This window comes from Arthrobacter sp. zg-Y1219 (genome assembly GCF_030125545.1).
Taxonomy (GTDB): Bacteria; Actinomycetota; Actinomycetes; order Actinomycetales; family Micrococcaceae; genus Arthrobacter_B.
Genome location: NZ_JASKLY010000001.1, coordinates 12304 through 34872 on the forward strand (window position 1 = coordinate 12304; position 22569 = coordinate 34872).

Annotated in this window: 18 protein-coding genes and 1 riboswitch; of the genes, 14 read left to right on the forward strand and 4 right to left on the reverse strand. The window is 67.5% G+C overall.

Annotated features, from left to right (window positions below; translation table 11 throughout):
- Positions 1-17 precede the first annotated feature (17 nt).
- Both QNO00_RS00055 and QNO00_RS00060 read right to left on the reverse strand, forming a co-directional pair.
- Positions 18-662, reverse strand: coding sequence for a response regulator (locus tag QNO00_RS00055; RefSeq protein ID WP_284023181.1), 645 nt, complete (start codon positions 660-662; stop codon positions 18-20).
- Positions 650-1963: a sensor histidine kinase gene (locus tag QNO00_RS00060; RefSeq protein WP_284023182.1), complete on the reverse strand. Its 1314-nt coding sequence runs from the start codon at positions 1961-1963 to the stop codon at positions 650-652. The genes QNO00_RS00055 and QNO00_RS00060 overlap by 13 nt, the downstream gene beginning before the upstream one ends.
- A gap of 187 nt (positions 1964-2150) precedes the next feature.
- Here QNO00_RS00060 and QNO00_RS00065 point away from each other — a divergent pair, with 187 nt between their 5' ends.
- The 11 genes from QNO00_RS00065 (at position 2151) to QNO00_RS00115 (ending at position 16134) form a co-directional block, all read left to right on the forward strand.
- Positions 2151-2906, forward strand: a complete 756-nt coding sequence (locus QNO00_RS00065; RefSeq protein ID WP_284023183.1) for an ABC transporter ATP-binding protein — start codon at positions 2151-2153, stop codon at positions 2904-2906.
- 1 nt (position 2907) lies between these two features.
- Positions 2908-4893, forward strand: coding sequence for an ABC transporter permease (locus QNO00_RS00070; protein WP_284023184.1), 1986 nt, complete (start codon positions 2908-2910; stop codon positions 4891-4893).
- Complete coding sequence (locus QNO00_RS00075; protein ID WP_284023185.1) at positions 4851-5399, forward strand: FtsX-like permease family protein; 549 nt, start codon at positions 4851-4853, stop codon at positions 5397-5399. The genes QNO00_RS00070 and QNO00_RS00075 overlap by 43 nt, the downstream gene beginning before the upstream one ends.
- A 172-nt stretch (positions 5400-5571) precedes the next feature.
- Positions 5572-7305 (forward strand): ABC transporter transmembrane domain-containing protein, encoded by a 1734-nt coding sequence (locus QNO00_RS00080; protein WP_284023186.1) that lies wholly within the window; start codon positions 5572-5574, stop codon positions 7303-7305.
- Entirely contained in the window at positions 7302-9227 is a 1926-nt protein-coding gene (locus tag QNO00_RS00085) for an ABC transporter ATP-binding protein (protein ID WP_284023187.1), read from the forward strand. Before QNO00_RS00080 ends, QNO00_RS00085 begins: the two co-directional genes overlap by 4 nt.
- Positions 9228-9342: 115 nt before the next feature.
- On the forward strand, positions 9343-10911 hold the full coding sequence (locus QNO00_RS00090) for an MDR family MFS transporter (protein ID WP_502862877.1): 1569 nt from the start codon (positions 9343-9345) through the stop codon (positions 10909-10911).
- 169 nt (positions 10912-11080) lie between these two features.
- Complete coding sequence (locus QNO00_RS00095; protein ID WP_284023188.1) at positions 11081-12109, forward strand: chloride channel protein; 1029 nt, start codon at positions 11081-11083, stop codon at positions 12107-12109.
- Between the two features lie 174 nt (positions 12110-12283).
- The gene (locus QNO00_RS00100; protein ID WP_284023189.1) at positions 12284-12616 is read left to right on the forward strand and encodes a histone-like nucleoid-structuring protein Lsr2; all 333 of its coding nucleotides are present in this window, start codon (positions 12284-12286) and stop codon (positions 12614-12616) included.
- Positions 12617-13035: 419 nt separating this feature from the next.
- Positions 13036-14274 carry a cobalamin-independent methionine synthase II family protein gene (locus tag QNO00_RS00105; protein ID WP_502862879.1) on the forward strand — a complete coding sequence of 413 codons (1239 nt, stop codon included), beginning with the start codon at positions 13036-13038 and terminating at the stop codon, positions 14272-14274.
- A gap of 129 nt (positions 14275-14403) precedes the next feature.
- Entirely contained in the window at positions 14404-15630 is a 1227-nt protein-coding gene (locus QNO00_RS00110; protein WP_284023190.1) for an acyl-CoA dehydrogenase family protein, read from the forward strand.
- Between the two features lie 57 nt (positions 15631-15687).
- Positions 15688-16134 carry a hypothetical protein gene (locus tag QNO00_RS00115; RefSeq protein WP_284023191.1) on the forward strand — a complete coding sequence of 149 codons (447 nt, stop codon included), beginning with the start codon at positions 15688-15690 and terminating at the stop codon, positions 16132-16134.
- A gap of 613 nt (positions 16135-16747) precedes the next feature.
- Here the strand turns inward: QNO00_RS00115 and QNO00_RS00120 are convergent.
- Together QNO00_RS00120 and QNO00_RS00125 are read right to left on the reverse strand one after the other, a co-directional pair.
- Positions 16748-17335 (reverse strand): TetR-type transcription factor C-terminal domain-containing protein, encoded by a 588-nt coding sequence (locus tag QNO00_RS00120; protein WP_229965993.1) that lies wholly within the window; start codon positions 17333-17335, stop codon positions 16748-16750.
- A gap of 111 nt (positions 17336-17446) precedes the next feature.
- Positions 17447-18268 (reverse strand): SMP-30/gluconolactonase/LRE family protein, encoded by an 822-nt coding sequence (locus QNO00_RS00125; protein WP_284023192.1) that lies wholly within the window; start codon positions 18266-18268, stop codon positions 17447-17449.
- Between the two features lie 227 nt (positions 18269-18495).
- Here QNO00_RS00125 and QNO00_RS00130 point away from each other — a divergent pair, with 227 nt between their 5' ends.
- Genes QNO00_RS00130 through QNO00_RS00140 form a run of 3 tightly spaced genes read left to right on the forward strand, consistent with a single transcriptional unit; the run spans position 18496 to position 22191 of the window.
- Positions 18496-20088, forward strand: a complete 1593-nt coding sequence (locus tag QNO00_RS00130; RefSeq protein WP_229965991.1) for an ABC-F family ATP-binding cassette domain-containing protein — start codon at positions 18496-18498, stop codon at positions 20086-20088.
- Positions 20089-20138: 50 nt separating this feature from the next.
- Entirely contained in the window at positions 20139-21497 is a 1359-nt protein-coding gene (locus QNO00_RS00135; RefSeq protein ID WP_284023193.1) for a TrkH family potassium uptake protein, read from the forward strand.
- Positions 21490-22191 carry a potassium channel family protein gene (locus QNO00_RS00140; RefSeq protein ID WP_229965989.1) on the forward strand — a complete coding sequence of 234 codons (702 nt, stop codon included), beginning with the start codon at positions 21490-21492 and terminating at the stop codon, positions 22189-22191. The genes QNO00_RS00135 and QNO00_RS00140 overlap by 8 nt, the downstream gene beginning before the upstream one ends.
- Positions 22192-22381: 190 nt before the next feature.
- Positions 22382-22499: riboswitch (SAM riboswitch) on the forward strand.
- Positions 22500-22569: the final 70 nt, after the last annotated feature.

Below are 22569 nucleotides of genomic sequence, written 5' to 3' on the forward strand. Positions count from 1 at the left end.
CCGGGACGGCAGGCAGGCTAGGACCGCAGATACGCCAGGGCAGCCAGGACCCGACGGTGCCCGTTGTCCAGCGGCGAAAGTCCCAGCTTCGCGAAGATGTTGCCAATATGCTTGCTGACGGCGGTCTCTGAGACTGAAATTGCCTGCGCAATGGCGGCATTGCCGAGCCCCTCGGCCACCAGCCCCAGCACCTCGAATTCCCGCGGGGTCAGCGACCGAATGGGATCCCGGGTGCTGCGTCGGCTGAACAGCTGCGCAATGACCTCCGGGTCCATCACCGTTCCGCCGTCCAGCACCCGCTTTAGGCCGTCCACAAAGTCGCCGACCTTGCCCACACGTTCCTTGAGCAGGTAGCCCACGCCCTGCGCGCCGGAGGCCAGCAACCGCCCGGCGTAGCGGTCCTCCACATAGGCGGAGAGGACGAGCACGGGAAAATTGGGCACCCGGGAGCGGAGTTCCAAGGCCGCACGCAGGCCTTCATTGGTGTACGACGGCGGCATCCGCACGTCCAGCACCGCACCGTCGGCGCTCCCCGGCTCAAAGGCCGCAAGCAGGTCCTCGGCGTTGTCGGCGGAACCGACCACCTCGAATCCTTCGCCTTGCAGCAGCAGTTCCAAGCCCGCCCGCAGCAGGGCGTCGTCTTCGGCTATCAGAAGGCGCATGGCAGTTCCACCCTCACAACAGTGGGCCCTCCGTCGGGGCTGGCCAGGACCAGCTTGCCGCCGAAGGCCGCCGCCCGCCGGGCGATCCCGGCCAGTCCCGTGCCCGAGCGGCCGGCGGCCTCAGCCGACCCTGCCGTCTCAGCCGACCCCGCGGTCTCAGGCGAACCTGCCCGCGCGCCGCCTCGGCCGTCGTCGTTCACTTGGATCACCAGAATGTCCTCCCGCGGTGATGATTCGGTTTGCAGAACCACGTCAATCCGTGACGCGTCGGCGTGCTTTGCCGCGTTGGTCAGGGCTTCAGCCAGGACAAAGTACGCCGCCGCCTCCACCGCGGCGGGAGCCCGCCGCAGGCCGCTGGTGTTCAGGGAACACGGAACCGGTGACCGGCTGGTCAGCGAAGCGGCGGCCCCGCCCAGCCCCAGTTCGTCCAGGACCGGCGGATAAATATCGTGTACTGCCGCCCGCAGGCCGGCCAGGGCTTCGGTGGCGGCATCCTGCGCGCGCCCAAGGAAAGGCATTGCCGCCGCCGGATCCGTTTCGGCAGCCCGCTGGGCCAGCCCGAGCATCATGACGACGCCAACGAGGCGGTTCTGCGCGCCGTCGTGCAGTTCCCGCTCGATGCGCCGCAGTTCCGCCGCGTGGGCGGCGAGGGCATTGGCCCGGGCAGCGGACAGGTCGGAGATGCGCCGGGACAGCTCCGCGAATCGCCGGGGGGACAGAATGCCCAGGGTTGCGTCGCTGATCCGCCGCGCCAACCAGGGCAGCAGCAGCCAGGCGGCGACGGCGTAGCCCAGTCCCAGCAGGATCATCAGGAGGGCGTCTGTCCATCTCGTGACGGCGATTGTCAGTTCCAGCGGCGCTTTCGGCGGAAACAGGGGCCAGAAGGGGGCGGCCACCACGTACAGCACCGCACCAACGGGCAGCGCGAGAGCGAGGGCGGCGGCCGGCACGGCAAACGCGCAGTGGAACAGAAGCCAGGCCACATCACGGCGAGTCTCCGGGGAGCTGAGCAGGGCGGCCAGCTCAGTGAAGGAGTGCCGGCCGGTGAGGCGGCGCCGGTCAAACGGAAGAACCGCGGAAGAGAATCCGGCTGCGCGTGCCTGCGCCCGGGCGGCCAACCGGTTGAGCATTTCCAGGAGGCTCGGAACGGCGTACAGGCCCACGCCCAGGGCGACGAACGGAAGCAACACGATGCCGGCGAGCAGGATGCCCAGCGACGCCAGCCAATACCCGCCCTCGCACACCAGGAACCGCAAATCCCGGGCACGGGTCTCCAGGCTGGCTCTGCTCGGGAAGCTCACCCGTTGAATTATGCCCGACGCCGAAACGGCTGTCGGTATAGCCAGCTATACCCCGGATTGGGGTGCTGGCTGTATCGGACCTCGGGTTCGTCCTCCGTAGCGTCGAAGGCAGCACCTGCACCGCGGATCACAACCTCCGTTGAAGACCTCCACCGCCGATAAGAACCGCCGACCAAGGGATGAACCCATGTTTTCCGATGCCGCAGAATTCTCCGGCCCCGCTGCCCTGCAGCTGCAGGGCGTGTCCAAAAGCTACCGTTCCGGCACCGCGGGCGTGCCGGCCCTGCGGGAGGTGTCGCTGGCCGTTCCGGCCGGAACCTTCACCGCGGTCATGGGGCCCTCCGGGTCCGGCAAAAGCACGCTGCTGCAATGCGCCGCCGGCCTGGACACGCCGGACAGCGGCCGTGTCCTGCTGGGCACCACCGAGATTTCGCGCCTGGGCAGCAAGGCACTGACCCGCTTCCGCCGGGATCATGTCGGCTTCGTGTTCCAGTCCTACAACCTGCTGCCCCAACTGTCAGTGGTCCGGAACGTCACGCTGCCGCTGCTGCTGGCCGGGCGCGGCACCGACTCCGCCTGGCTCGACTACGTTATGGAGGCCGTGGGTCTGGCCGGGCTGGGGGAGCGGAAGCCGCAGGAACTCTCCGGCGGGCAGCAGCAGCGGGCGGCGATTGCGCGGGCGCTGATTACCCGCCCGGACGCTGTTTTCGCCGACGAACCCACCGGCGCTTTGGACTCCGGCACGGCGCGCCAGGTGCTGGACCTGCTGCGGCACACCGTCTCGGTCCTGGGACAGACGGTTGTCATGGTCACCCATGATCCGGTGGCGGCCGGCTCTGCTGACACAGTCATTTTCCTCGCCGACGGACGCCTCGACGGCAGCATGAGCGGTGCCACCGCCCGCGACGTCACCGAGCGCATGGCCTACCTGGGGGAGCGCTGACATGTTTGCTCTTGCCAAAGCATCCATCCGGCACCACCGCGGCGGGTTCGCCGGGGTTTTTGTGGCCGTGTTCCTGTGCGCCGGGCTCATCACGGCCATGGGCGTCCTCATCGAAACCGGGCTTCGCGGCGGCACGGCCCCGCAGCGGCTGCAGGGCGCCGACGTCGTAGTGGGCGCCCCGCAGGCGCTGCCGGTGGTGGAGGACGTGGACGCCCCCTTCGCCGAACGCGTCCTGCTTCCCGCCGGTGTGGTCGCTGACATAGGCGCCGTTCCCGGGGTGGAACGGGCGGTGGGCACCATCGAGCTTCCGCTGGCCGCGCCGGACGGTACGGCGGTTTCCGCGGCTGCCTGGGAATCGGCGGCCCTGGCACCGTACAAGCTGTCCTCCGGGAAGCCTCCGCAGCAGGCCACCGACGTGGTGGTGGACGGCTCCTTTGAAGCGGATCCCGGCAGCCGGCTCGTCCTTGCCCACGGCGGCGTTCCAACGGAATACACGGTGTCCGGCGTCGCCGCCCCGGAGGCGGGGGATCCCGGCTCGGCGTCCCCCGCCGTCTTCCTCAGCTCCGCGGGTGCGGCGGCCCTGTGGCCGCACGGCGAGACGGTGGCGACGGTGGGCGTGATAACCGAGCCCGGCGTCGAGCCGAAACAGCTCGCGGTTGCCATCGAGGCGCAGGTGACGGGCATCGTGGGCTACATCGGCGACCGGCGCGGCGACGTGGAGAACCTCGGCGGATCGGCTGCCCGGTCCGCGCTGCTGCTGTTCAGCGGCTCGTTGGCCGGGGTGGCCCTGATGACCGCGGTCTTTGTCACCGCCGGCACCCTCTCGCTGTCCGTCCTGGGGCGCCGGCGGGAGTTCGCGATGCTGCGGGCCGTCGGGGCCGGGGCAAACCAGACACTGGGCATCGTGGTCCGTGAAGTCCTGCTGGTTTCCGGGGCCGCTGCCGTCCTGGGTGCCGTTCCCGGCTACTGGCTTGCCGGTTTCCTGGGGGAGCGGTTCACTGCGGCCGACGTCCTCCCGGAATACTTCCAGCTGGCCTTCAGCCCGCTTCCGGCGCTCGCCGCTGTCCTGATCAGCATCGCCGCAGCGGTCGCCGCCTCGCTCGTTGCCGCCCGCGGAACGGTCCGCGCGGCACCCACAACAGCGCTGCGTGAGGCGGTAACGGAGAAATCCTCTCTGGGCCGTGGGCGCGTCATCACCGGCCTGACCCTGCTGGGCGGGGGTTTGTTCGCGTCAGCGGTGCCGGTTGCCGTTCCGGGCACCGCGGGATTGGCCGCGGCGGCCTCCGGCATCCTGCTCCTGGTGATCGGCGCCGGCGCCCTCGGCCCCTGGCTGGTGACCGGCGCGCTGAAACTGGTGCAACCACTTGTCCGCCGCCACGCCTCCGCTTCCCTGGTCCTGGCGGAGGCCGCTGCCAGCGCTTTCCCGCGCCGGCTCGCCGCAGGGATCGTTCCCCTGACGCTGGCGATTGCGCTCGGATCGGTGCAGTTCTTTATGCCGGCCACGATTGAAACGGAGGCCAAGCGGCAGTCCGGCGACGGAATGGTGGCCGGGTACCTGGTCAGCGCACCGGGTTCGGGGATCTCCAACGAGCTCGCCGAAACGGTGGCTGCGGTCCCCGGGGTGGAAACCGTCTCACCGGTGGCCCGCTCCGCCATCCTCGCCGAAACCCGGTTCCTGGGAATGGAGGACGGCATGCAGTCCTACGCCGTGCTGGGCCTGGCGCCGCAGGATCTGGACGGTGCCCTGGACCTCGATGTGCGGGAGGGGTCCCTGGACCGGCTGGCCGATCCGGGAACCGTAGCCCTGAGCGCGGACCTGGCCCGGGAATCCGGCACGGCGCCGGGGGGGGGGGGGAGTTTTCCTTCCACTACGGCGACGGAACCAAGGCGACCGCCGTCGTCGTCGCCACCTACGAGCGGGGACTGGGGTTCGGGGACGTCGCGGTGGCCAATGACACGCTGCGCAGCCACACCACCACTGGCCTGAACGACTACTTGCTGGTCACCGCTGAGCCGGGAACGGATCCGGGGGGACTGAACGCCGCGGTCAGCGATCTTGGCCTGACAATCCTGGACCGGGAGGAGCTCGGCGCTGCCGGAGCCGCGGAGCGGAACGCCGAGTCGTGGGTTTCCATTCTGGCGATGCTGGTCCTGCTGGGATATCTGGGCGTGTCAGTGGTCAACACTCTGGTGATGGCAACGGCCCGGCGCCGGCCCGAGATGCTGCTGCTGCGCACCTTAGGGGCCTCGGACGCGCAGCTGCGCCGGATGACCGGGCTGGAATCGGTTGCGGTGGCGGGAATCGCCGTCGTGCTGGGAACGGCGCTCGCAGTGCCGCCGCTGATGGGCATTGCGGTCAGTGTCTCCGGGCAGCCGTTGCCGACCATTCCGCCGCTGGCCTATCTGCTGCTCATTGGCGCAACGGCGGTCCTGGGGACGGGATCCATCGCGGTGGCCACGCGTGCCGCGCTGCGGCCGGAGCGGGCCGGCTGATTTTGGCCGGTACGATCAGGAGCGGTGCCACCGCCGGTACCGTCGAAACCCTGAACCTGGTGCTCGACGACGTCGTCCCGCAGCCGCAGACGGCCGTTAGCACGCTCTCCCAGAAAGAAATACGCTGCTCCGGAGCCCGGCAGGCCGCCGGTTTCCGGAGCAGGCCACTGTCATGACCTTCCAAACTTCTCCCGCCGCAGCCACGTCAGCAGCCGCCGCAGCAGCCACCTCCGGGCGGCAGCTGCTGCGCGCGGGCCTGCGCCGCAACCGCCGACGCCTCGTCCTTTCCTCACTGCTGATCATGGGGCACCAAACCTGCGAAGCGCTGGTCCCCGTGGCAATCGGCTGGACGGTGGACCTGGCGGTCGTGAGCCGGAACCCCGGAGTGCTGGTGCTCTGCCTGGCGGCGCTGACCGCGTTGTTCCTCACCCTGACCATGTGCTGGCGCTGGGCCGCGCGGTACGCCTACGGCGCCGCCCAGGACGAAGCGCACACGCTCCGCTCCGAGCTGGCCGGGCACTTCCTCCGGCACCGGCCGCGGGGAGCTTCCCGGCCCCGGGGCGAACTGCTGTCCATCTCCACGTCCGACGCCGATGTGGCCTCCCAGGCGGTTGCCTATGTCTCCGGACTCTGGGGCGCGGCCGCCGCCCTGGCCGTCAGCTGCGGCGTCCTGCTCAGCATCGACGTCCGGCTGGGGCTGCTGCTGGTGGGAGTCGCCGTGGGAATTACCGTCGGGCTGAACCTCGTCTCTCCGCTGCTGTCCCGGCGCACCGCCGCACAGCAGGAAAGCCTGGCCGCCACGTCCGCGCTGGCCGCTGACCTGCTCGGCGGGCTGCGCGCGCTGCACGGCCTCGGCGCGCAGCAGCAGGCGGCCGCCAGATACCGGAACGTGAGCCGCCGGGCGCTGGCCGACGGCATCCGCTCCGGCAATACCCGGGCCGTCCAGCTGGCCGCCACCGCACTGGGCAGCACCCTGGTTCTCGCGGTGGCCGTGGCTGCCGCCGGCCTGCTGGCCCTGCGCGGAGAGATCTCCCTGGGCGGCTTCATCGCTGCGGTTGGCGCGGCGCAGTTCATTGCCGAACCGCTCGGCCACGTGGGGATGTTCCTGCAGCAGCGGGCCGCCGCACGTGCCGGTGCCGACCGGATCGCCGCAGTGCATGCCGAGCCCGACGCCGAGCCTTCCAGCGGTTCGGACCGGCCGTTCCCGGACCAGCTCGTTCCGGATCTCTCCATCCGCACCGCTGACGGCCGGGAGCTGCTGCACCTGAAGCCGGGTGAAATGGTGGGCCTGGTTGCCGATGCGCAGAGCGTTGAGCTGCTCTACGGTCTGATCGGCTCCGCGGTGCCGAAATCCCGAGTCCATCTGGAGCCCCACCACGGCGACCTCTTCGCCGGAACGGTTGCGTCGAACCTGGCCCTCGCGGGGACGGACGCGGGGACAGGCACCGGGACAGACACCTCCTCGGACACCGGGACAGCTCCCTCCGCCGCCGAAACACGCCGGATGGCGGCAGCCCTGGAAGCCGCCCACGCCCACGATGTGGTGGCTGCCCTCGACGACGGTCTGGACTCACGCGTCACCGAGCGGGGCCTTTCCTTCTCCGGGGGCCAGCGGCAGCGCCTGGCACTGGCCCGGGCGCTTCAAGCCGATCCGCCACTGCTGGTGCTGAGCGATCCCACCAGCGCCGTGGATTCCGTCACGGAGCAGAGCATTGCCCGCGGCATTCGAAGCCTGCGCCACGGCCGGGACGGCGGAAGGATCACCGTGGTGGCAACCGCCAGCCCGGCCCTGCTGGCGCTGACCGACCGTGTTGTCCTGCTGCGCGGCGGACACGTGGTTGCCGCCGGCACCCACCTTGAACTGCTGGATGGCAGCTCCGACTACCGAAAGGCGGTGCTGCGATGACCGCCGGACCGGACGCCCTGAATTCCGACCTGAAGTCCGTGCCGGACACCCATCCCGGTGCCATGGACCCCGGTGCCCGCACGGGGCAGGGAGCAGCCGTTCCGCTGCCGATCGCCGGACGCCGGCAGACGCTGGCCATGCTGGGCGGGCAGTTGCGCTCGATGCCTGTCCTCGCCGCCGCCGCACTGCTGCTGTGCCTGGCTGCCGCGGGCTGCGGTCTGGCGGCGCCCTGGCTTATCGGGGCGATCACCAACACCGTTCTGGAGACGACGACGGCGGGACCGGACGCTGCGGGTGCGGCGGAAGACCGGCTGATCGGGCTGGTAGCCGTCCTGATCGCCGCCGGCGTGGCCGCGGCGGGACTGACCGCCGTGAGCGCCGCCTGTGTGTCCCGGCTGGGGCAGCGCCTGCTGGCCGGCATGCGCGAAACGGCCCTCACCCGGGCGTTGGAACTGCCCGGGGAAACCGTGGAAGCGAGCGGCCACGGTGACGTGCTGAGCCGGGTGGGCGACGACGTCGCAGTCGTCAGCCAGGCCGTGACCGCGCTGCTGGCACCCTGGATCGGCGCCGTCCTCACCGTGGTGCTCACTGTTGCCGGGCTGGCCGCGCTCGACCCCAGACTGGCGCTGGCCGGGTTGTGCGCCGTTCCGGTCTACTACTTTGCGCTGCGCTGGTACCTGCCGCGCGCGGCACCCCGCTATGCCGCCGAGCGGGTCGCCTTTGCCGAACGCGCCGAGGTGGTCACGGCCTCGCTGGCCGGGGTGGCCACTCTGCAGGCCTACAGGGCGGAGGAGGCGTACGCAGGAAAGATCAGCACCGCCTCGGCAAAGGCCCGCGACATTTCCCGCGGCGCTCTCTGGTTCTACACGGGCTGGAGCAAGTGGCTGAACATTGCGGAGCTTACCGGGCTGGGAATGATCCTGCTCACCGGCTTCCTGCTCTCCTCGGCCGAGATCGTCACCGTGGGAGCCGTAACGGCGGCCGCCCTGTACTTCCACCGGCTGTTCAACCCGCTGGGGATCATCATTTCCAGCTTCGACGAAATTCAGTCCGCAGCGGCCAGCCTGGCGCGCATTGCCGGCCTGGCCGGAGCGGAGGCCGGACCGGGCACAGCCAAGCGCAAGCCTGCCGGAGCACCTCAGCCTGCCGGCTCCGAGGGAGGGACGGCAACAGCGGACCTGACGGCAGCCGGGGAAGTGGCGGTGGAGAACCTCACGCACCGGTACGGCAGCACCACGGTCCTGGACAACGTCTCGCTGACCATTGCCGATCGGGAGCACATCGCACTGGTGGGGCCCAGCGGTGCCGGAAAATCCACGCTGGCAGCCCTGATCGCCGGGGTGCTGACCCCGGCGGAAGGGGCCGTCCGGCGCGGCCCGGCAGTCCCGACCGGGCCGACCGGGCCGGACACAACGGCCCGGGAAACGCCGCGGACAGTGCTTGTGGCGCAGGAACCCCATGTTTTCGCCGGACCGCTGATCGACGATCTGCGGCTGGCCCGGCCGGACGCGACCGCCGCCGACGTCGACCACGCCCTGGAGCTGGTGGGCGCAGCACCATGGGTGGCGGCCCTGGAGAGAGGAACGGCAACGGTTATCGGTGAGTCGGGCCACGCCCTGACGCCCGGGCAGGCCGCGCAGTTGGCGCTGGCCCGCGCGTGGCTGGCGGATCCGGCGGTGCTGATCCTGGATGAGGCCACGGCGGAAGCGGGCAGCGCCGAGGCCGGAGTGCTGGAAGCGGCAGCCACCGCCGTCATGCGGGGACGGACAGCAGTGGTGGTCGCACACCGCCTCACCCAGGCCGCCGCCGCCGACCGCGTGATCATGATGGACGCCGGCAGAATTATCGAGCAGGGCAGCCACGCCGAGCTCCTGGCGCGCCGTGGCGCCTACGCCGGGCTCTGGGCGGCGTGGCAGCGCTAGCAGATGGAACGCCCGCCGGGCGGGATGCGCCCGCCGTCTTTGGGCCCGGATAGGATTGCAGCTCGGGCAAGACCCGGCCCCATCCACATCCCACCGTGAACAGGATTTCTCTCTTTTGAGCCAAAACCCGCCTTCCGCCGTCTCCTCGGAACCGCTGCCGCCGGAGCCGCAGCCCCCGTCCCACGCGGCGTCAGCCACGAAAACAACCGGGACAGCAGCCGGCAAAACACGCCGCGCCGGACGCGTTCCCGCCCCAGATGCACTGGATTCGCGGACCAAGACAGTGATCGCGCTCCTGCTGGTCTCGTCCTTCGTGGTCATCCTGAACGAAACCATCATGAGCGTGGCCCTGCCGCGGCTCATGGCTGACCTGAACATCACCGCCGGCACCGCCCAGTGGCTGACCACCGGTTTCATGCTCACCATGGCCGTGGTCATTCCCGCCACCGGTTTCCTGCTGCAGCGCTTCTCCATGAGGGGCCTGTTCATGACTGCCATGTCGCTGTTCAGCACCGGAACCCTGCTGGCCGCACTGGCTCCGGGATTCGGCACGCTGCTGGCCGGCCGTGTTATCCAGGCAGGTGGAACAGCCATCATGCTGCCCCTGCTGATGACGACGGTCCTGAACGCCGTCCCCGCCCACCGGCGCGGACGCATGATGGGCACAATTTCAATCGTCATCGGGGTGGCCCCGGCCATCGGCCCCACGGTCTCGGGCATCATCCTCAGCGTTCTGGACTGGCGCTGGATGTTCTGGCTGGTCCTGCCGATCGCCCTGCTCTCCCTCGTGGTGGGCGCGCTGAAGGTCCAGAACCTCACTGAAACCAAACGGGTGCCGTTCGACGTGCTTTCGATCGTGCTGTCCACCTTCGCGTTCGGCGGGCTGATCTTCGGCCTGAGCAGCATCGGCGAAGCCGCCGAGGGCAAGGCACTGATGCCGCTGTGGATTCCGATTACCGTCGGTGCCTTGGCGATGGCCGGATTCATCTCCCGCCAGCTGGTGCTTCAGCGCACCGACCGGGCGCTGATGGACCTGCGCACCTTTGCCAGCAAGCCCTTCGTCGTCGCCATTGTCCTGTTTGTGGTCAGCATGATGGCCCTGTTCGGCTGCCTGATTGTCCTGCCGCTGTACCTCCAGAACGTGCTGGGCCTGAGCACCCTGAACACCGGCCTGCTGCTTCTGCCGGGCGGCGCCGTAATGGCGATTCTCTCGCCGATCGTCGGCGGGCTCTTCGACAGGTTCGGTCCCCGTCCGCTGGTCATTCCCGGCGCCGCGGTCCTTAGCGCCGCCCTGTGGGGCATGACGACGCTGGACGAAGGCAGCCCCGTCGTCGTCGTGATCGTCCTTCACTGCCTGCTGAACACCGGCCTCGGGTTCATTTTCACCCCGCTCTTCACCTCGGCGCTGGGCTCGCTGCATAAGTCGCTCTACTCCCACGGCAGCGCGATCATCAACACCGTGCAGCAGCTGGCCGGAGCCATCGGCACCGCGGTCTTCATCACCCTGATGACCACGGGCACCACGACGGCACTGAGCGACGGCGTCGCTGCTGTCCCAGCCGCGGCCGCCGGCGTGCACACCGCCTTCTTCTGGGGCGCAGTGATCTCCCTGGTAGCCGTGGCGGCGTCATTCCTGGTCCGCCGGCCCACCAATGAGCTGCCCGACGGCGTGGCCATCCACTAAGGCGGTCTTCACTGCCTCCGGAGAACCACCGGAGCCGCCCCGACCGAGGTTGATGAACAGCCTTGGGTCGGGGCGCACCGGGTCTCTGGTCCTTCCCCTTGCCGGCCAGTACCCCGAACAGGCCACGCGCTCCGCAGCCGGCCGCAGCTGGTTCAAGGGAAGAGACGCCATGTCCGAACCCGCAAACGACGGTACGCTCGAGCACAACCGTGTCCGGACCCTGGTTCTGCTCTCCGTTCCGGCGATCCTGATCGGTGTGGTGGCGGCACTGGTGCTCTTTGCCCTTGATGAACTCAGCCTGTTGCTGCAGCACCTGCTGCGGGACAACCTGCCCGCCGCCGTCGGTGCCGATCCGCAGGGCGGCTGGTGGATTTTCGGCACCCTGACCCTCACCGGACTCGGCGTTGGCCTCATTGCACGGCGGCGGCGGAGCCCTGTTCGACAAACTCTTCCTGCCGCTTGTTTCCGCCGGCACCGGGGCCGTCACCATGACCCTGCTGGGCGGCACCCTGCTGCACATCACACTGCCGCCAATGGCAGCCCCGACGGATGGGACGTGCTGGCGGGCTTTGTCATTGCCCCGCTGGCCGCAGCCTTCGCCCTGGTTGGCGTCGCCGCGTTTACCAGGGTGCACCGTGGCTTCCGCCGGCTCCGGAATCCGGTGCTCTATACGACGCTCGGCGGCGCGCTGCTGGGCGTCCTGGGTGTGATCGGCGGCCCGAGCACACTGTTCAAAGGCGCCGAGGAATCGGCCGAGCTGCTGGCACACCGCGGCGATGATTCAGCCTGGACCCTGGTGCTCCTGGCGGCCGTGAAACTCGCGGCCCTGATGATCGCGGCAGCGGCGGGCTTCCGCGGCGGCCGGATCTTCCCGGCAGTGTTTGTCGGTGTGGCGGTGGGACTGGCCGCCTCGGCCCTGGTTCCGTCAGCGCCAGTCAGCCTCGCGGTGTCGGCGGCTGTGCTCGGAGTAGTCATCGCTGTCGCCCGCGACGGCTGGATGGCCCTGTTTATCGCCGTCGTCATCACCGGCGACGTGGACGTGACGGCCGTTCTGTGCCTGGCGGTGCTGCCGGCCTGGCTTGTGGTCACCAATGCCCGCACATGCTGGCGGCCGACGACGGCGGAAGCCGCGTTGGTGCCTAAAGTCTCCTTTGCGCGGTGCGGGGAACTGGGGACATCGGCGGCGGCCCCGTTATAACGCAATCATCCAAAGTATTGGCGGCAGTCCCGTGGACAAGCCCCTTACCCGCCGTTGCGAAAAAATCCCTACAACTCAAAGCGAAAATCGGGCTGCCCGCTATTGCGCAAGGGCAGTTCGGATAAACTTGTCCGAAGGGGTGGTCCAGAATTATAGAAATAGGGACAAGACCACGTGGCTCAGAAAAAACAAGTTCTCCTGATTGACGACCTCAACGGCGAAGATGCGCAGGAAACTGTGAAGTTCGCCTTGGACGGCGCTCAATATGAAATCGACCTGACAACCGAGCATGCGGCCGAACTTCGCGAGAAGCTAAGTCCGTATCTTTCCAGCGGACGGCGGCTGCGCGGTGCAGCAGTCGGCCGCACTGCACGACGTGAAAGCGCACCGCGCAGTGACGACAGCCGAAAGATCCGTGAATGGGCGATTGCCAACGGCTATACGCCAAGCGCCCGCGGCCGGATCAGCCAGGAAATTCGAGAGGCTTACAGCTCCGCGAATAAGTGAGTTCCCGGATGCGTTTCCGGGCGGGCAGAGATGTCCTTGCCAGCGCTCGTTCCAGTCTCGGCCGGGCATGGACGTTTCAGGAGGGGGTGCCCGCCTGGAGGCGGTGTCACGGGGGACCGGTGGTGGGTTCAGCCCTGCGCCGGTTCACGCGGCGCAGCAATCCGTCTCATTTCGCCGCTCCTGCGTCATGTAACGCGCTGCTGGAGTTTTAGGGCCGACGGCGGCATGCTGGTTTCAGCCCCTCCGCGCGGCACCCGGCGACCGGCCGGAGAGGGGACGCACCCGCGTTGCCAGTGGATGAGCGCCTGATCCACACCATCCAGAGCAGCTGAGAGACCTGCCTCCGCGACGCTGCAGCTTCCCCCGGAAACATTCCCTCCGGAACGGTGCTAATGGCAGGACCGATGGAAGGAATTCCCATGACGCTTGACCGCATTTCCACCAGCCACGCCGGTTCGCTGCCCCGCACCGCGGAACTGATAACCGCCAATGCGGCCCGCACCTTCGCCGAAGACGGTTTCACGCTCGAACGCACCCCGGAGTTTGACGCACTGTTGACCACCGCCGTCGTCGACCTGGTTCAGCGCCAGAAGAACCTCGGCATTACCATCCCGGGCGACGGCGAATACGGCAAAGCGATGTCCAATGCCGTCGACTACGGGGCCTGGTGGACATACAGTTTCCAACGGACTTCAGGTCTGGAACTCACCGATTTCAATCCCATCACTGCAGAGCCCATTCGAAGTGGACCCGGCGACATTCGGCTGACCTCTTTTGCCGACCGGCGGGACTGGACCCAATTTGCCGCTGCCTATTCGGATCCGGAAAGCGGGATTCAGCTCGGCCGGAACGCCACGGCCTTTCCCACAGCCACCGGTCCCATCAGCTACATCGGCCGCGACGCCCTCAACAGCGACATAGCAAACCTCAAGGCCGGCCTCGCGGCCGCGGATCTTCCCACCGGTTTTATCACCTCGTTGTCGCCGGGTTCGGCCAGCCGAATCGGCAATGAGTACTACCGGAGCGAAGAGGAATTCATTTATGCCTGGGCCGACGTCCTCCGCGAGGAATACAAAGCCATCGTGGACGCGGGGCTGATTGTGCAGATCGATGACCCATCCGTCGCCGAAAACTGGGACCAGATCAATCCCGAGCCCAGCGTCGAGGACTACCAGCGGTTTACCCGGATCCGGGTGGATGCACTGAACCATGCCCTGCGGGGGTTGCCGGAAGAGCAGGTGCGCTTCCATGTCTGCTGGGGTTCCTGGCACGGTCCGCACACCACCGACATTGGGTTCGAGCACATCGTGGATCTGGTGCTGGGCATCAACGCCGGCTCCTATTCCTTCGAGACCGGCAACGTGCGCCACGAGCACGAATGGACCATCTGGCAGGATCGGCAGCTTCCCGACGGCAAGGTCCTGGTTCCGGGCGTGGTCTCCCATGCGACCAACGTGGTGGAGCATCCCGAACTGGTGGCCCAGCGGATTGAGCGTTTCGCCTCCCTGGTGGGCCGGGAAAACGTCATCGCGGGCACCGACTGCGGGCTTGGCGGCCGCCTGCATCCGGACATCGCAGTTGCCAAGCTGGAGTCGCTGGGGCGTGGCGCTGAAATAGCCACGAACCGACTTTTCCACGGAGCGCCCGCCGCACGCTAACGGATGCCGCACCCTGACGGGCGGCGCTGCAGTGGCAGTTTGAAGTCTTCGGACACCCTTGACGGACGCACGTGGGCGCGCCCATACTCGGGTCACTAAGCGATCAGTTACCTACGCAGGGAGCCCGTCATGACCGCAGAGACCATCCGTTCCGGTTTTGATCCGACGGCAGTGCAGGACGTCGACAGCGACCTGTACCTGCTGGACAACCTGCTCGACGACGAAACAAAGGACGTGCAGGCCAGGGTTCGGGCGTTTGTGGATACCGACCTGCTGCCGGTCATCAACGGGTACTGGGAACGGGCGGAAGTTCCGTTTGAGCTGGTTCCCAAGCTTGCGGCCCTGAACATTGCCGGCGGAACCATCAAGGGGTACGGCTGCCCGGGACTGAGCCGGATGGCGGCCTCCGTGGCGGCGGCGGAACTGGCCCGCGGCGACGGTTCGATCAACACCTTTTTTGGAGTGCACTCCGGCCTGGCGATGGGCAGCATCGACATGCTGGGCAGCGAGGAGCAGAAACAGCGCTGGCTGCCGGCCATGGCCCGGTTCGAGAAAATCGGCGCCTTCGCCCTGACCGAGCCGGAGCACGGGTCCGATTCGGTCTCGCTCGAAACGTCCGCCCGCCGCGAGGGGGACACCTATGTCCTGAACGGGGGCAAGCGGTGGATCGGCAACGCGAGCTTTGCCGACGTCGTCGTTATTTTCGCCCGCGATGAAGCCGACGACGCGGTGAAGGCATTCGTGATGGAAAAGGACGACGACGGCAATCATCCGGCCGGCTACAACGCCGAGGTCATCACCGGCAAGATCGGCAAGCGCGCCGTCCTGCAGCCGAACATCGTCATTGAGGACCTCAGGATTCCGGCCGAGAACCGGCTGGAGAACTGCAACTCCTTCAAAGACGTCAACAAGGTCCTGGCCGCAACCCGCGGGGGAGTGGCGTGGGAGGCCCTGGGGCATGCCGTTGCGGCCTACGAGATTGCCGTCGCTTACGCGAAGACCCGGGTGCAGTTCGGAAAGGAGATCGGCAGGTTCCAGCTGGTGCAGAACAAGCTGGCCAACATGCTGGCCCAGCTTACCGCCATCAAGCTGACCTGCTTCCGCCTCAACGAACTCGCGGACCAGGGCCTCATGACCAGTCCCATGGCGTCGATGGCGAAGATGTTCGCCGCCCGGCAGGGTCGCTGGATCTGTTCAGAGGCCCGCGACATCATGGGCGGCAACGGCCTGCTGCTGGAGAACCATGTTGCCCGGCACCTGACCGACATGGAGGTAGTCTTCACCTACGAGGGCACTGATTCGATGCAGTCGCTGATCCTCGGGCGGCACATTACCGGCTTCTCCGCGTTCGCCTAGCCTGGCGCCCGGAGAGGCATGCCGGGCGCCAGGGGAAGCGGAAACAGGGGGACGGGTTTGGCAGATTGGGATGACGTGCTGGCGGCTGTGGCAGCGGCTCTGTCGGGAGATAAACCTGAAGGGCGGCGCCTGCTGGGGTTGTGCTGGGAGGGTACCTCTGAGGAGGACCATGCCCAGCGGTGCGTCCTGGCGCATTACCTCGCGGATGTCCAGGACGAGTTGGACGCCGAGGTCGGCTGGGACGAAACGGCACTGCACGAACACGGCTTCCTGGACAACGGGGACCTCAAACCCGTGGGAATTCCGTCGGTGCAGGGCATGCTGCCGTCGCTGCACCTGAACCTCGGTGATGGCTACCTGCGGCGCGGCCAGGGCGGGTTGGCCCGCAAGCATCAGCGGGCCGGAATGGTGCGGTCCAGCCATCTCTCCGACGACGGCTACGGCGCGATGATCCGCTCCGGGCTGGACAACCTTGGACTGCGGATTTCCTCTGCCGGAGCCTGACTGCGGGCATGGCGATGAGCGGCGCTTCCTCAGCGCCGTGCTGCGCAATCCGGTGAATGCGAGCATTCTGGAGCGCCCGCCGCAGCTGGGATAGCGTCCGGATACCTCCTATGCTGCCGAAGATGGCGTTATCCACAGTGCTCAAGCGCTCTTCGCCGATCTGGGTGTGCGCGTGGAGAGCTGGAGGTTCTTCCCTCGCCCGAGGCGCCTCGGCACTGACGGTGGGGGAGCGGACGTTCTGGGAGCGATGTCCGGGGGAGCGGGAAACCAGTGCGGGGCTGGCCAGAGGGGCATAAGGTTCAGCGGCCGCTAGCTCAGCCACATTCCGCCGGCTCCGCTTTGATCCTGCCTTGTCTTGCTGCAGCCGATCCTTGAATACGACTGCTTCCGCCTCGCCTCCGCCATCTGACGAGAAGCAACCCTGACGGGATTCTATGTATCCAATGCTATCCATTCATATAAAGTTTTCCGGATATACCGGTCAAAAAGTGTCAGGGCGAATCACCGACGTTCCGAACCACGCCTCAGGAGCACCCAAAAACATTCACAGACCGGGGAGTCTGACCGGCGCAGGCCCGCCAGCTGCAACGGCCTCAGCCGCTGGAGTCCACGGTTAGTCGCCGCTCGGGGTACCGGCCGCGCCCAGCAGGCGCAGGGCCATGGCGCTGTGGTGCTCGCCGATTTCCGCCGCGCTGAGCCGGCCGCTGCTGCGGTACCAGCGTGCGACGTCGATGCACAGGGAGAGCAGCGTGACCACCGCCATGTTGGCATCGGGCACGTTGAAGACGCCCTGAGCGAGGCCGTCATCGACAATCCGGCGAAATTCGTCCTCCACCTGGTGGCGCATCCGCAGAACGTCAGCCAAATGCTCCTCGCTGAGCGCCGGCAGTTCGAAATTCACCACCCGGGACTTGGTGTGGTTGGCGGCCTGCCACTCCACCAGGCTCCGGACCAGGCCACTCATCTGTTCCGCCGGTCCCTGGTCGGAGTTCGTGCTGGAACGCACCAGTTCGAGCGTCCGTTCGTGGCCGACTTTGGAGATGCAGTAGAGCAGGTCTTCCTTGGACTTGTGATGGACGTAGACCGCCCCGGAGGTCACCCCGGCACCGGAGGCGATGTCCCTCGTCGTCGTGCCGTGGAAGCCTTTGGCCGCAAACGCATCTGTTGCGGAATCCAGCAAGCGCTGGGCGGTGTCGGTCATAGCCATGCTCCATTCGGGCCCGGGAAACGCGCCGTCGCAAACTAAGCGATCAGCAACCAGAGTACAGCGGCCATCGGCCGTTGAAGGCTGCCCGAAACCGCGGCGCTCACCCTATTTCACGCGCAGTCCCATGACCCGGCCGGTGTGTTCGGCCGCGGGATCCAGAACCTCGGGCCACTGTGCCGTCAGCATGAACAGGAGACCGCCGTCGGTGCCGCCGGCGGCGCACGAGAAGCAGCCCTGCTCCAGCTGGACCGTCTGCAGCACCGCACCGCCCTGCCGGACCCGGACGCAGCGTTCCCCGGGCACCTCGGCAAACCAGATTCCGCCGGTGCCGTCCCAGCAGATCCCGTCCGGTGCGCTGCCCTGCACTCCGGCCCACACTCCGTCCGGGACGAGCGAGCCGTCCTCCCCGATCCGGAAGGACGCAAGGCGCCCCGCGTTGGATTCGGCCACCACAAGCGTGCCGCCGTCTTCCGACACCAGCATGCCGTTGGGGAACGCCAGTCCGCCGGCAACCTGTTCCACCGAGCCGTCCGGCCGGATGACGGCGATGATCCCGTTGTCCTGCGCCTCGCCGGTGTAGTCATAGCCAATGCCGTTGACGTAAATGTTTCCCGAGGGGTGCACGGCTATTTCATTCCACGGATATTCGGAGATGCCGCGCAGATCCGCCAGCGGCACGAGTCCCGCGTTGTGCACCTCCAGCAGGACCGTTGCATCGCTGCCGGAGACCACTGCCATGCGTCCGTCCGGCAGCCAGTCAAAGCTGATGGGAAACGACGGAACGGCAGTCACCCGCCGGACATGGCCGTCGCCGTCGAGAGCTGAGATGGTGCCGGCGGTCCAGTCGGCGAACCACAGTTCGTTTCCATGCCACCGGGCCGATTCCCCCATGCCGAGCCCGGACGCCAGCGTCGTCACTTCCGTCATATCTGCACCTCGTTTGTGAGCGTAACGGTGAACTGTTCGTGCGGCTTTCCAGTATGCAGCGGCGGCCGTGCCGGGAACAGGGCAGGCCGGAGGCGATTTCGCCCGGACCGGCCGGCATGGCGCAGCGGATAAGATGAGTGGCTTGGTCAACGGGAGAACAAACACCGGACGGTCCTTTGACCGCCCGGTACCGTGCGCCAGCTTCCATCCCCGAGAGGACACCCCGTATGAGCCTGATCCGGCTGCAGGACGTTAATGTTGGCTTCGACAAGACGCAGATCCTGCGTGAGGCCTTCTTCCGTCTGGAACCAAAGGACCGGGTGGGACTGATCGGCAAGAACGGTTCGGGCAAGTCCACGCTGCTGAAGCTGATCCTCGAGCAGATTGTTCCGGATTCCGGCACGGTCACCCTGGACCAGGGCCTGAAGATCGGCTACTTCTCCCAGTTCTCCGAGCTGAACGGCGAGTCGACCATCACTGAGGTGCTCGACGCACTGTTCGTCGAGATCAAAGCCACGCAGGCGGAACTGGCAGCCATCGATGAGACGATCGCCGCGGACCCGGAACCCAAGGTGCTGGACAAGCTGATCAACCGGCAGGCCGAGCTGTTCGAGACCATGGACCGGCTGGACGGCTGGGACTACCCGCGCCGGATCGACGCCGCGCTGACCACTCTCGGCTTCAGTGAGGCGCACCGTGTCTGCCCCATCGACGCCCTCTCCGGCGGCTGGCGCAACCGTGCGGCCCTGGCCAAGATCCTGCTCGAGGCCCCGGACGTGCTGCTGCTTGATGAGCCCACCAACTACCTGGACGTGGCCGGCGTTGAGTGGCTGGAAAGCTGGTTCCGCGACTTCCGCGGGGCCGCCGTCGTCGTCTCCCACGACCGGAAGTTCCTGGACGCGGTGGTGACCCGCATCATTGAGGTGGAGAACTACCACCTGCACGAATACCCCGGCAACTTCGGTGAGTACGTGATCCAGAAGCAGTTCCGGCTCAAGGCACTGGCGTCCCAGTTTGTGCATGAGTCAGAGCTGCTCGCCTTCGAAGCCGAAGGTATTTCGGACCGGCGCGAGGCCGCCAAAGCCGGCAGCGGCGCGCTGGACGGCAAGCTCGCCAAGATCAAGAAGGCCCGCGCGCCTCGCCCGGTGGACCAGATCATCACCGAGATCTACGGCGGCCTGCATGTGAAGGACAACCTGTGCCGGGTGGAGTCCCTGGAAAAGTCCTACGGCGACAAGACCCTGTTTTCCGGGCTGAGCTTCGAGATTCGCCGCGGCGACCGGCTCGTGGTCCTGGGCTCGAACGGCAGCGGCAAGACCACCCTGCTGCGCGTCCTCACGGGCGAGGAAAAGGCCGACGCCGGCAAGGTCGCCTGGGCGAACGGCGCCCGGATGGTTTCCTACAACCAGGTGCTTGCCGAGCTCGACGACGCCGACACCGTCACCCACGCGGTGAACGCCATGCCGGACAGCCTGGCCCTGACCGCCACGAAGAAATCGGTCAACCGGTTCCTGACCATGTTCCAGTTCTCCGAGGCGGACCTGAAGCAGAAGATCGGCAACCTGTCCGGCGGGCAGAAGGCCCGCGTGGCGATGGCGCAGTGCCTGCTCTCCGGGGCGTCGGTGCTGCTGCTCGATGAGCCCACCAACCACCTGGACCTCTCCAGCACCCAGGTCATGGAGCGGGCACTGCTGCACTTCCCCGGTGCCGTGGTGGTGGTCAGCCACGACCGGTTCTTTACCGACAAGATCGCCAACCGGCACCTCGTGTTCGGAGCCGACGGAGCCGCGCCGGGGGAGATCGACCTCCGCGTCGCCTAAACCGCGGGGCCTGCTGGCGGCGCTGCAGCGGCCCGGCGTACCGTCGGGACGTGGGAAACCGTGCACGCCTGCTGCCGCGCCGCAGGAAACCCCTCCGGCCGGCGCGCTCCGTGTTCCTGGGGTTCCTGGCCGCCGACCTGGCGGGAACGGGTCTGCTCACCCTGCCGGCTGCCAGCACCGAATCCGGCGGAGCCCCGATCATGGTGGCCTTTTTCACCTCCACGTCCTCGCTCTGCGTCACCGGCCTGGGGGTGGTGGACACTCCGGTCTACTGGACGGGCTTCGGGCAGGCCGTGATGCTGGCGCTGATCCAGCTCGGCGGATTCGGGGTGATGAGCTTCGCATCGGTTGTGGCGCTCACCGTCATGCACCGGCTGTCCCTGCGCAGCAAGGTCACCTTCGCCCTCGAAGGCAACAAGCCGGACCTGTCCCATGTGCCGTCGGTCATTGCGGGCGTCGCGAAGATTACCCTCCTGGTGGAAGGGATCGTGGGTCTGATGCTGGCGGCCCGTTTTTGGCTGTCTTACGGCCGAAGTCCGGGGGAGGCCCTGTGGCTGGGGGCCTTCCATGCGGTGTCGGCCTTCAACAATGCCGGCTTTGCCCTGTTCTCCGACAGCCTGGTGCAGTACGCCACCGATCCGGCGGTGAGCCTGCCCATCTGCGCGGCGGTCATCCTCGGCGGCCTCGGATTTCCGGTACTGGTCCAGCTGCGCCGGGACCTGCGCATCCCGCGGCGCTGGTCAATGAACACCCGGCTGGTGCTGGCCGGCAGCGCCGTGCTCCTGCTTGCCGGAACTGTCTTCATCACGGCGCTGGAGTGGGACAACCCGCGCACGCTGGGTCCGCTGGACTGGCCCTCCAAGCTCCTGACCGGGTTCTTCCAGTCCGTGCAGACACGCACCTCGGGGTTCTACAGCGTGGACATCGCCGCCTTGGACGGCGCCACCCTGCTGGTCATGGACGCGCTGATGTTCATCGGCGCCGGACCCGCCGGCACGGGCGGCGGGGTCAAGATCACGACTGCTGCCGTGCTGTTCTTCATTCTCGCCGCGGAGGTCAGGGGCCGGCGGCAGGTGAACGTCCTCGGCAAATCGCTCTCCCCGGCGGTCTACCGCCAGGCCATCGCCGTGCTGGTGCTCTCGGTCCTTTTCGTGGGCACCGCCACCGGCATACTGCTGGTCCTGACCGGGTTTCCCCTGGAATCGGTCCTGTTTGAAGCAGTTTCGGCGTTCGCCACGGTTGGCCTGTCCACCGGCATCACCGCGCACCTTCCGGCGGCGGGCCAGCTGATCCTGATCGTCCTGATGTTCGCCGGCCGGCTCGGCCCACTCCTCTTTGCCTCGGCGCTGGCACTGCGCGACCGGCCGCTGCACTACGAACTTCCGATCGAAAGGCCCATCATTGGCTAGGTTCAGCTTTCTTGGTGCGCGGGATCCGGGACACGCCCGCGCCGACGCAGACGCAGTCGCCGTGCTCGGGCTGGGCCGCTTCGGGGAGTCCGTCGCCCTGGAGCTGATGGCCGAGGGCACCGAGGTTTTGGGCGTGGACAGCAATGGAGAGGTGGTCCAGCGGCTCGACGGCCGCCTCACTTTGGTCGTGACGGCGGACTGCACTGACACTGAAGTGCTCGATCAGCTGTCGGTGTCCGAATTCAACCGTGTGGTGCTGGGCATCACCAGCGACATCGCGGCCAGCGTGCTCACCGCCTCGCAGTTGGTCCGCTCCGGGGTGGCCCAAGTGTGGGCCGCGGCCGCCAGCGAGCAGCACGGACTGATCCTGGACCAGATCGGCGTCCACCACGTGGTTTACCCGGAGCAGGACATGGGCCGGCGGGTCGCTCATCTGGTCCGCGCCAGCCTGCTGGAGTACATCAGGGTGGGCGAAGACTTCGCCGTCGCCGAAACGGTGCCGCACGGCGCCGTCGTCGGCGTTCCCCTCGATCCCGGGCGGGTTCAGGAGATGTACGGCGTCTCGATTATTGCCCGCCGGAGCGCGTCCGGCCCTTGGGAATTCGCCGGCGCCGGCATGGTGCTGACCATCCTGGACCGGATACTGATCGCCGGGCCGCCGGAGCGGACCGACGCCTTCAGCCAGCCAGCCTGACGGCCGCCTAACCGGGCATGCCCGCCCTTCCGAGCACGCCCGCGAGCGCCGGTTGACGACGGATGACGCGTTCGGTGGAGTGTGACGGTTTGGACCGAAATATGACCGAATTAGCGACCTGTGACCGTCGCTTACCCCGGATAACGTCATCTGCCCGCCGGTAGCCGGCGTCCTCTAGCATGTAGTCAGCAATCAAGAGTTCCAGCCATCGGCCCTGGCCGGCTGGGCAGCAACCCTCTCGTCGTAGCGGGGTGCTCCAGGTGATGATTCGGCCGGCGGGCAGACGCCCGGCCCGGCAAGTACGGCGTCCGTGCTGCTCCGGCGGCACCCCGCGGCGCCATGATCGCAGAGGCAGCACCGATGAATCGATGTCCCCGC

Excerpts from the sequence above, each read along its gene's own strand:
- QNO00_RS00105 (WP_502862879.1), top strand. The coding sequence starts at position 13,036 with ATGACGCTTGACCGCATTTCCACCAGCCACGCCGGTTCGCTGCCCCGC.
- QNO00_RS00085 (WP_284023187.1), top strand. The coding sequence starts at position 7,302 with ATGACCGCCGGACCGGACGCCCTGAATTCCGACCTGAAGTCCGTGCCG.
- QNO00_RS00120 (WP_229965993.1), bottom strand. The coding sequence starts at position 17,335 with ATGACCGACACCGCCCAGCGCTTGCTGGATTCCGCAACAGATGCGTTT.
- QNO00_RS00125 (WP_284023192.1), bottom strand. The coding sequence starts at position 18,268 with ATGACGGAAGTGACGACGCTGGCGTCCGGGCTCGGCATGGGGGAATCG.
- QNO00_RS00065 (WP_284023183.1), top strand. The coding sequence starts at position 2,151 with ATGTTTTCCGATGCCGCAGAATTCTCCGGCCCCGCTGCCCTGCAGCTG.
- QNO00_RS00070 (WP_284023184.1), top strand. The coding sequence starts at position 2,908 with ATGTTTGCTCTTGCCAAAGCATCCATCCGGCACCACCGCGGCGGGTTC.
- QNO00_RS00130 (WP_229965991.1), top strand. The coding sequence starts at position 18,496 with ATGAGCCTGATCCGGCTGCAGGACGTTAATGTTGGCTTCGACAAGACG.
- QNO00_RS00080 (WP_284023186.1), top strand. The coding sequence starts at position 5,572 with ATGACCTTCCAAACTTCTCCCGCCGCAGCCACGTCAGCAGCCGCCGCA.
- QNO00_RS00095 (WP_284023188.1), top strand. The coding sequence starts at position 11,081 with ATGTCCGAACCCGCAAACGACGGTACGCTCGAGCACAACCGTGTCCGG.
- QNO00_RS00055 (WP_284023181.1), bottom strand. The coding sequence starts at position 662 with ATGCGCCTTCTGATAGCCGAAGACGACGCCCTGCTGCGGGCGGGCTTG.
- QNO00_RS00110 (WP_284023190.1), top strand. The coding sequence starts at position 14,404 with ATGACCGCAGAGACCATCCGTTCCGGTTTTGATCCGACGGCAGTGCAG.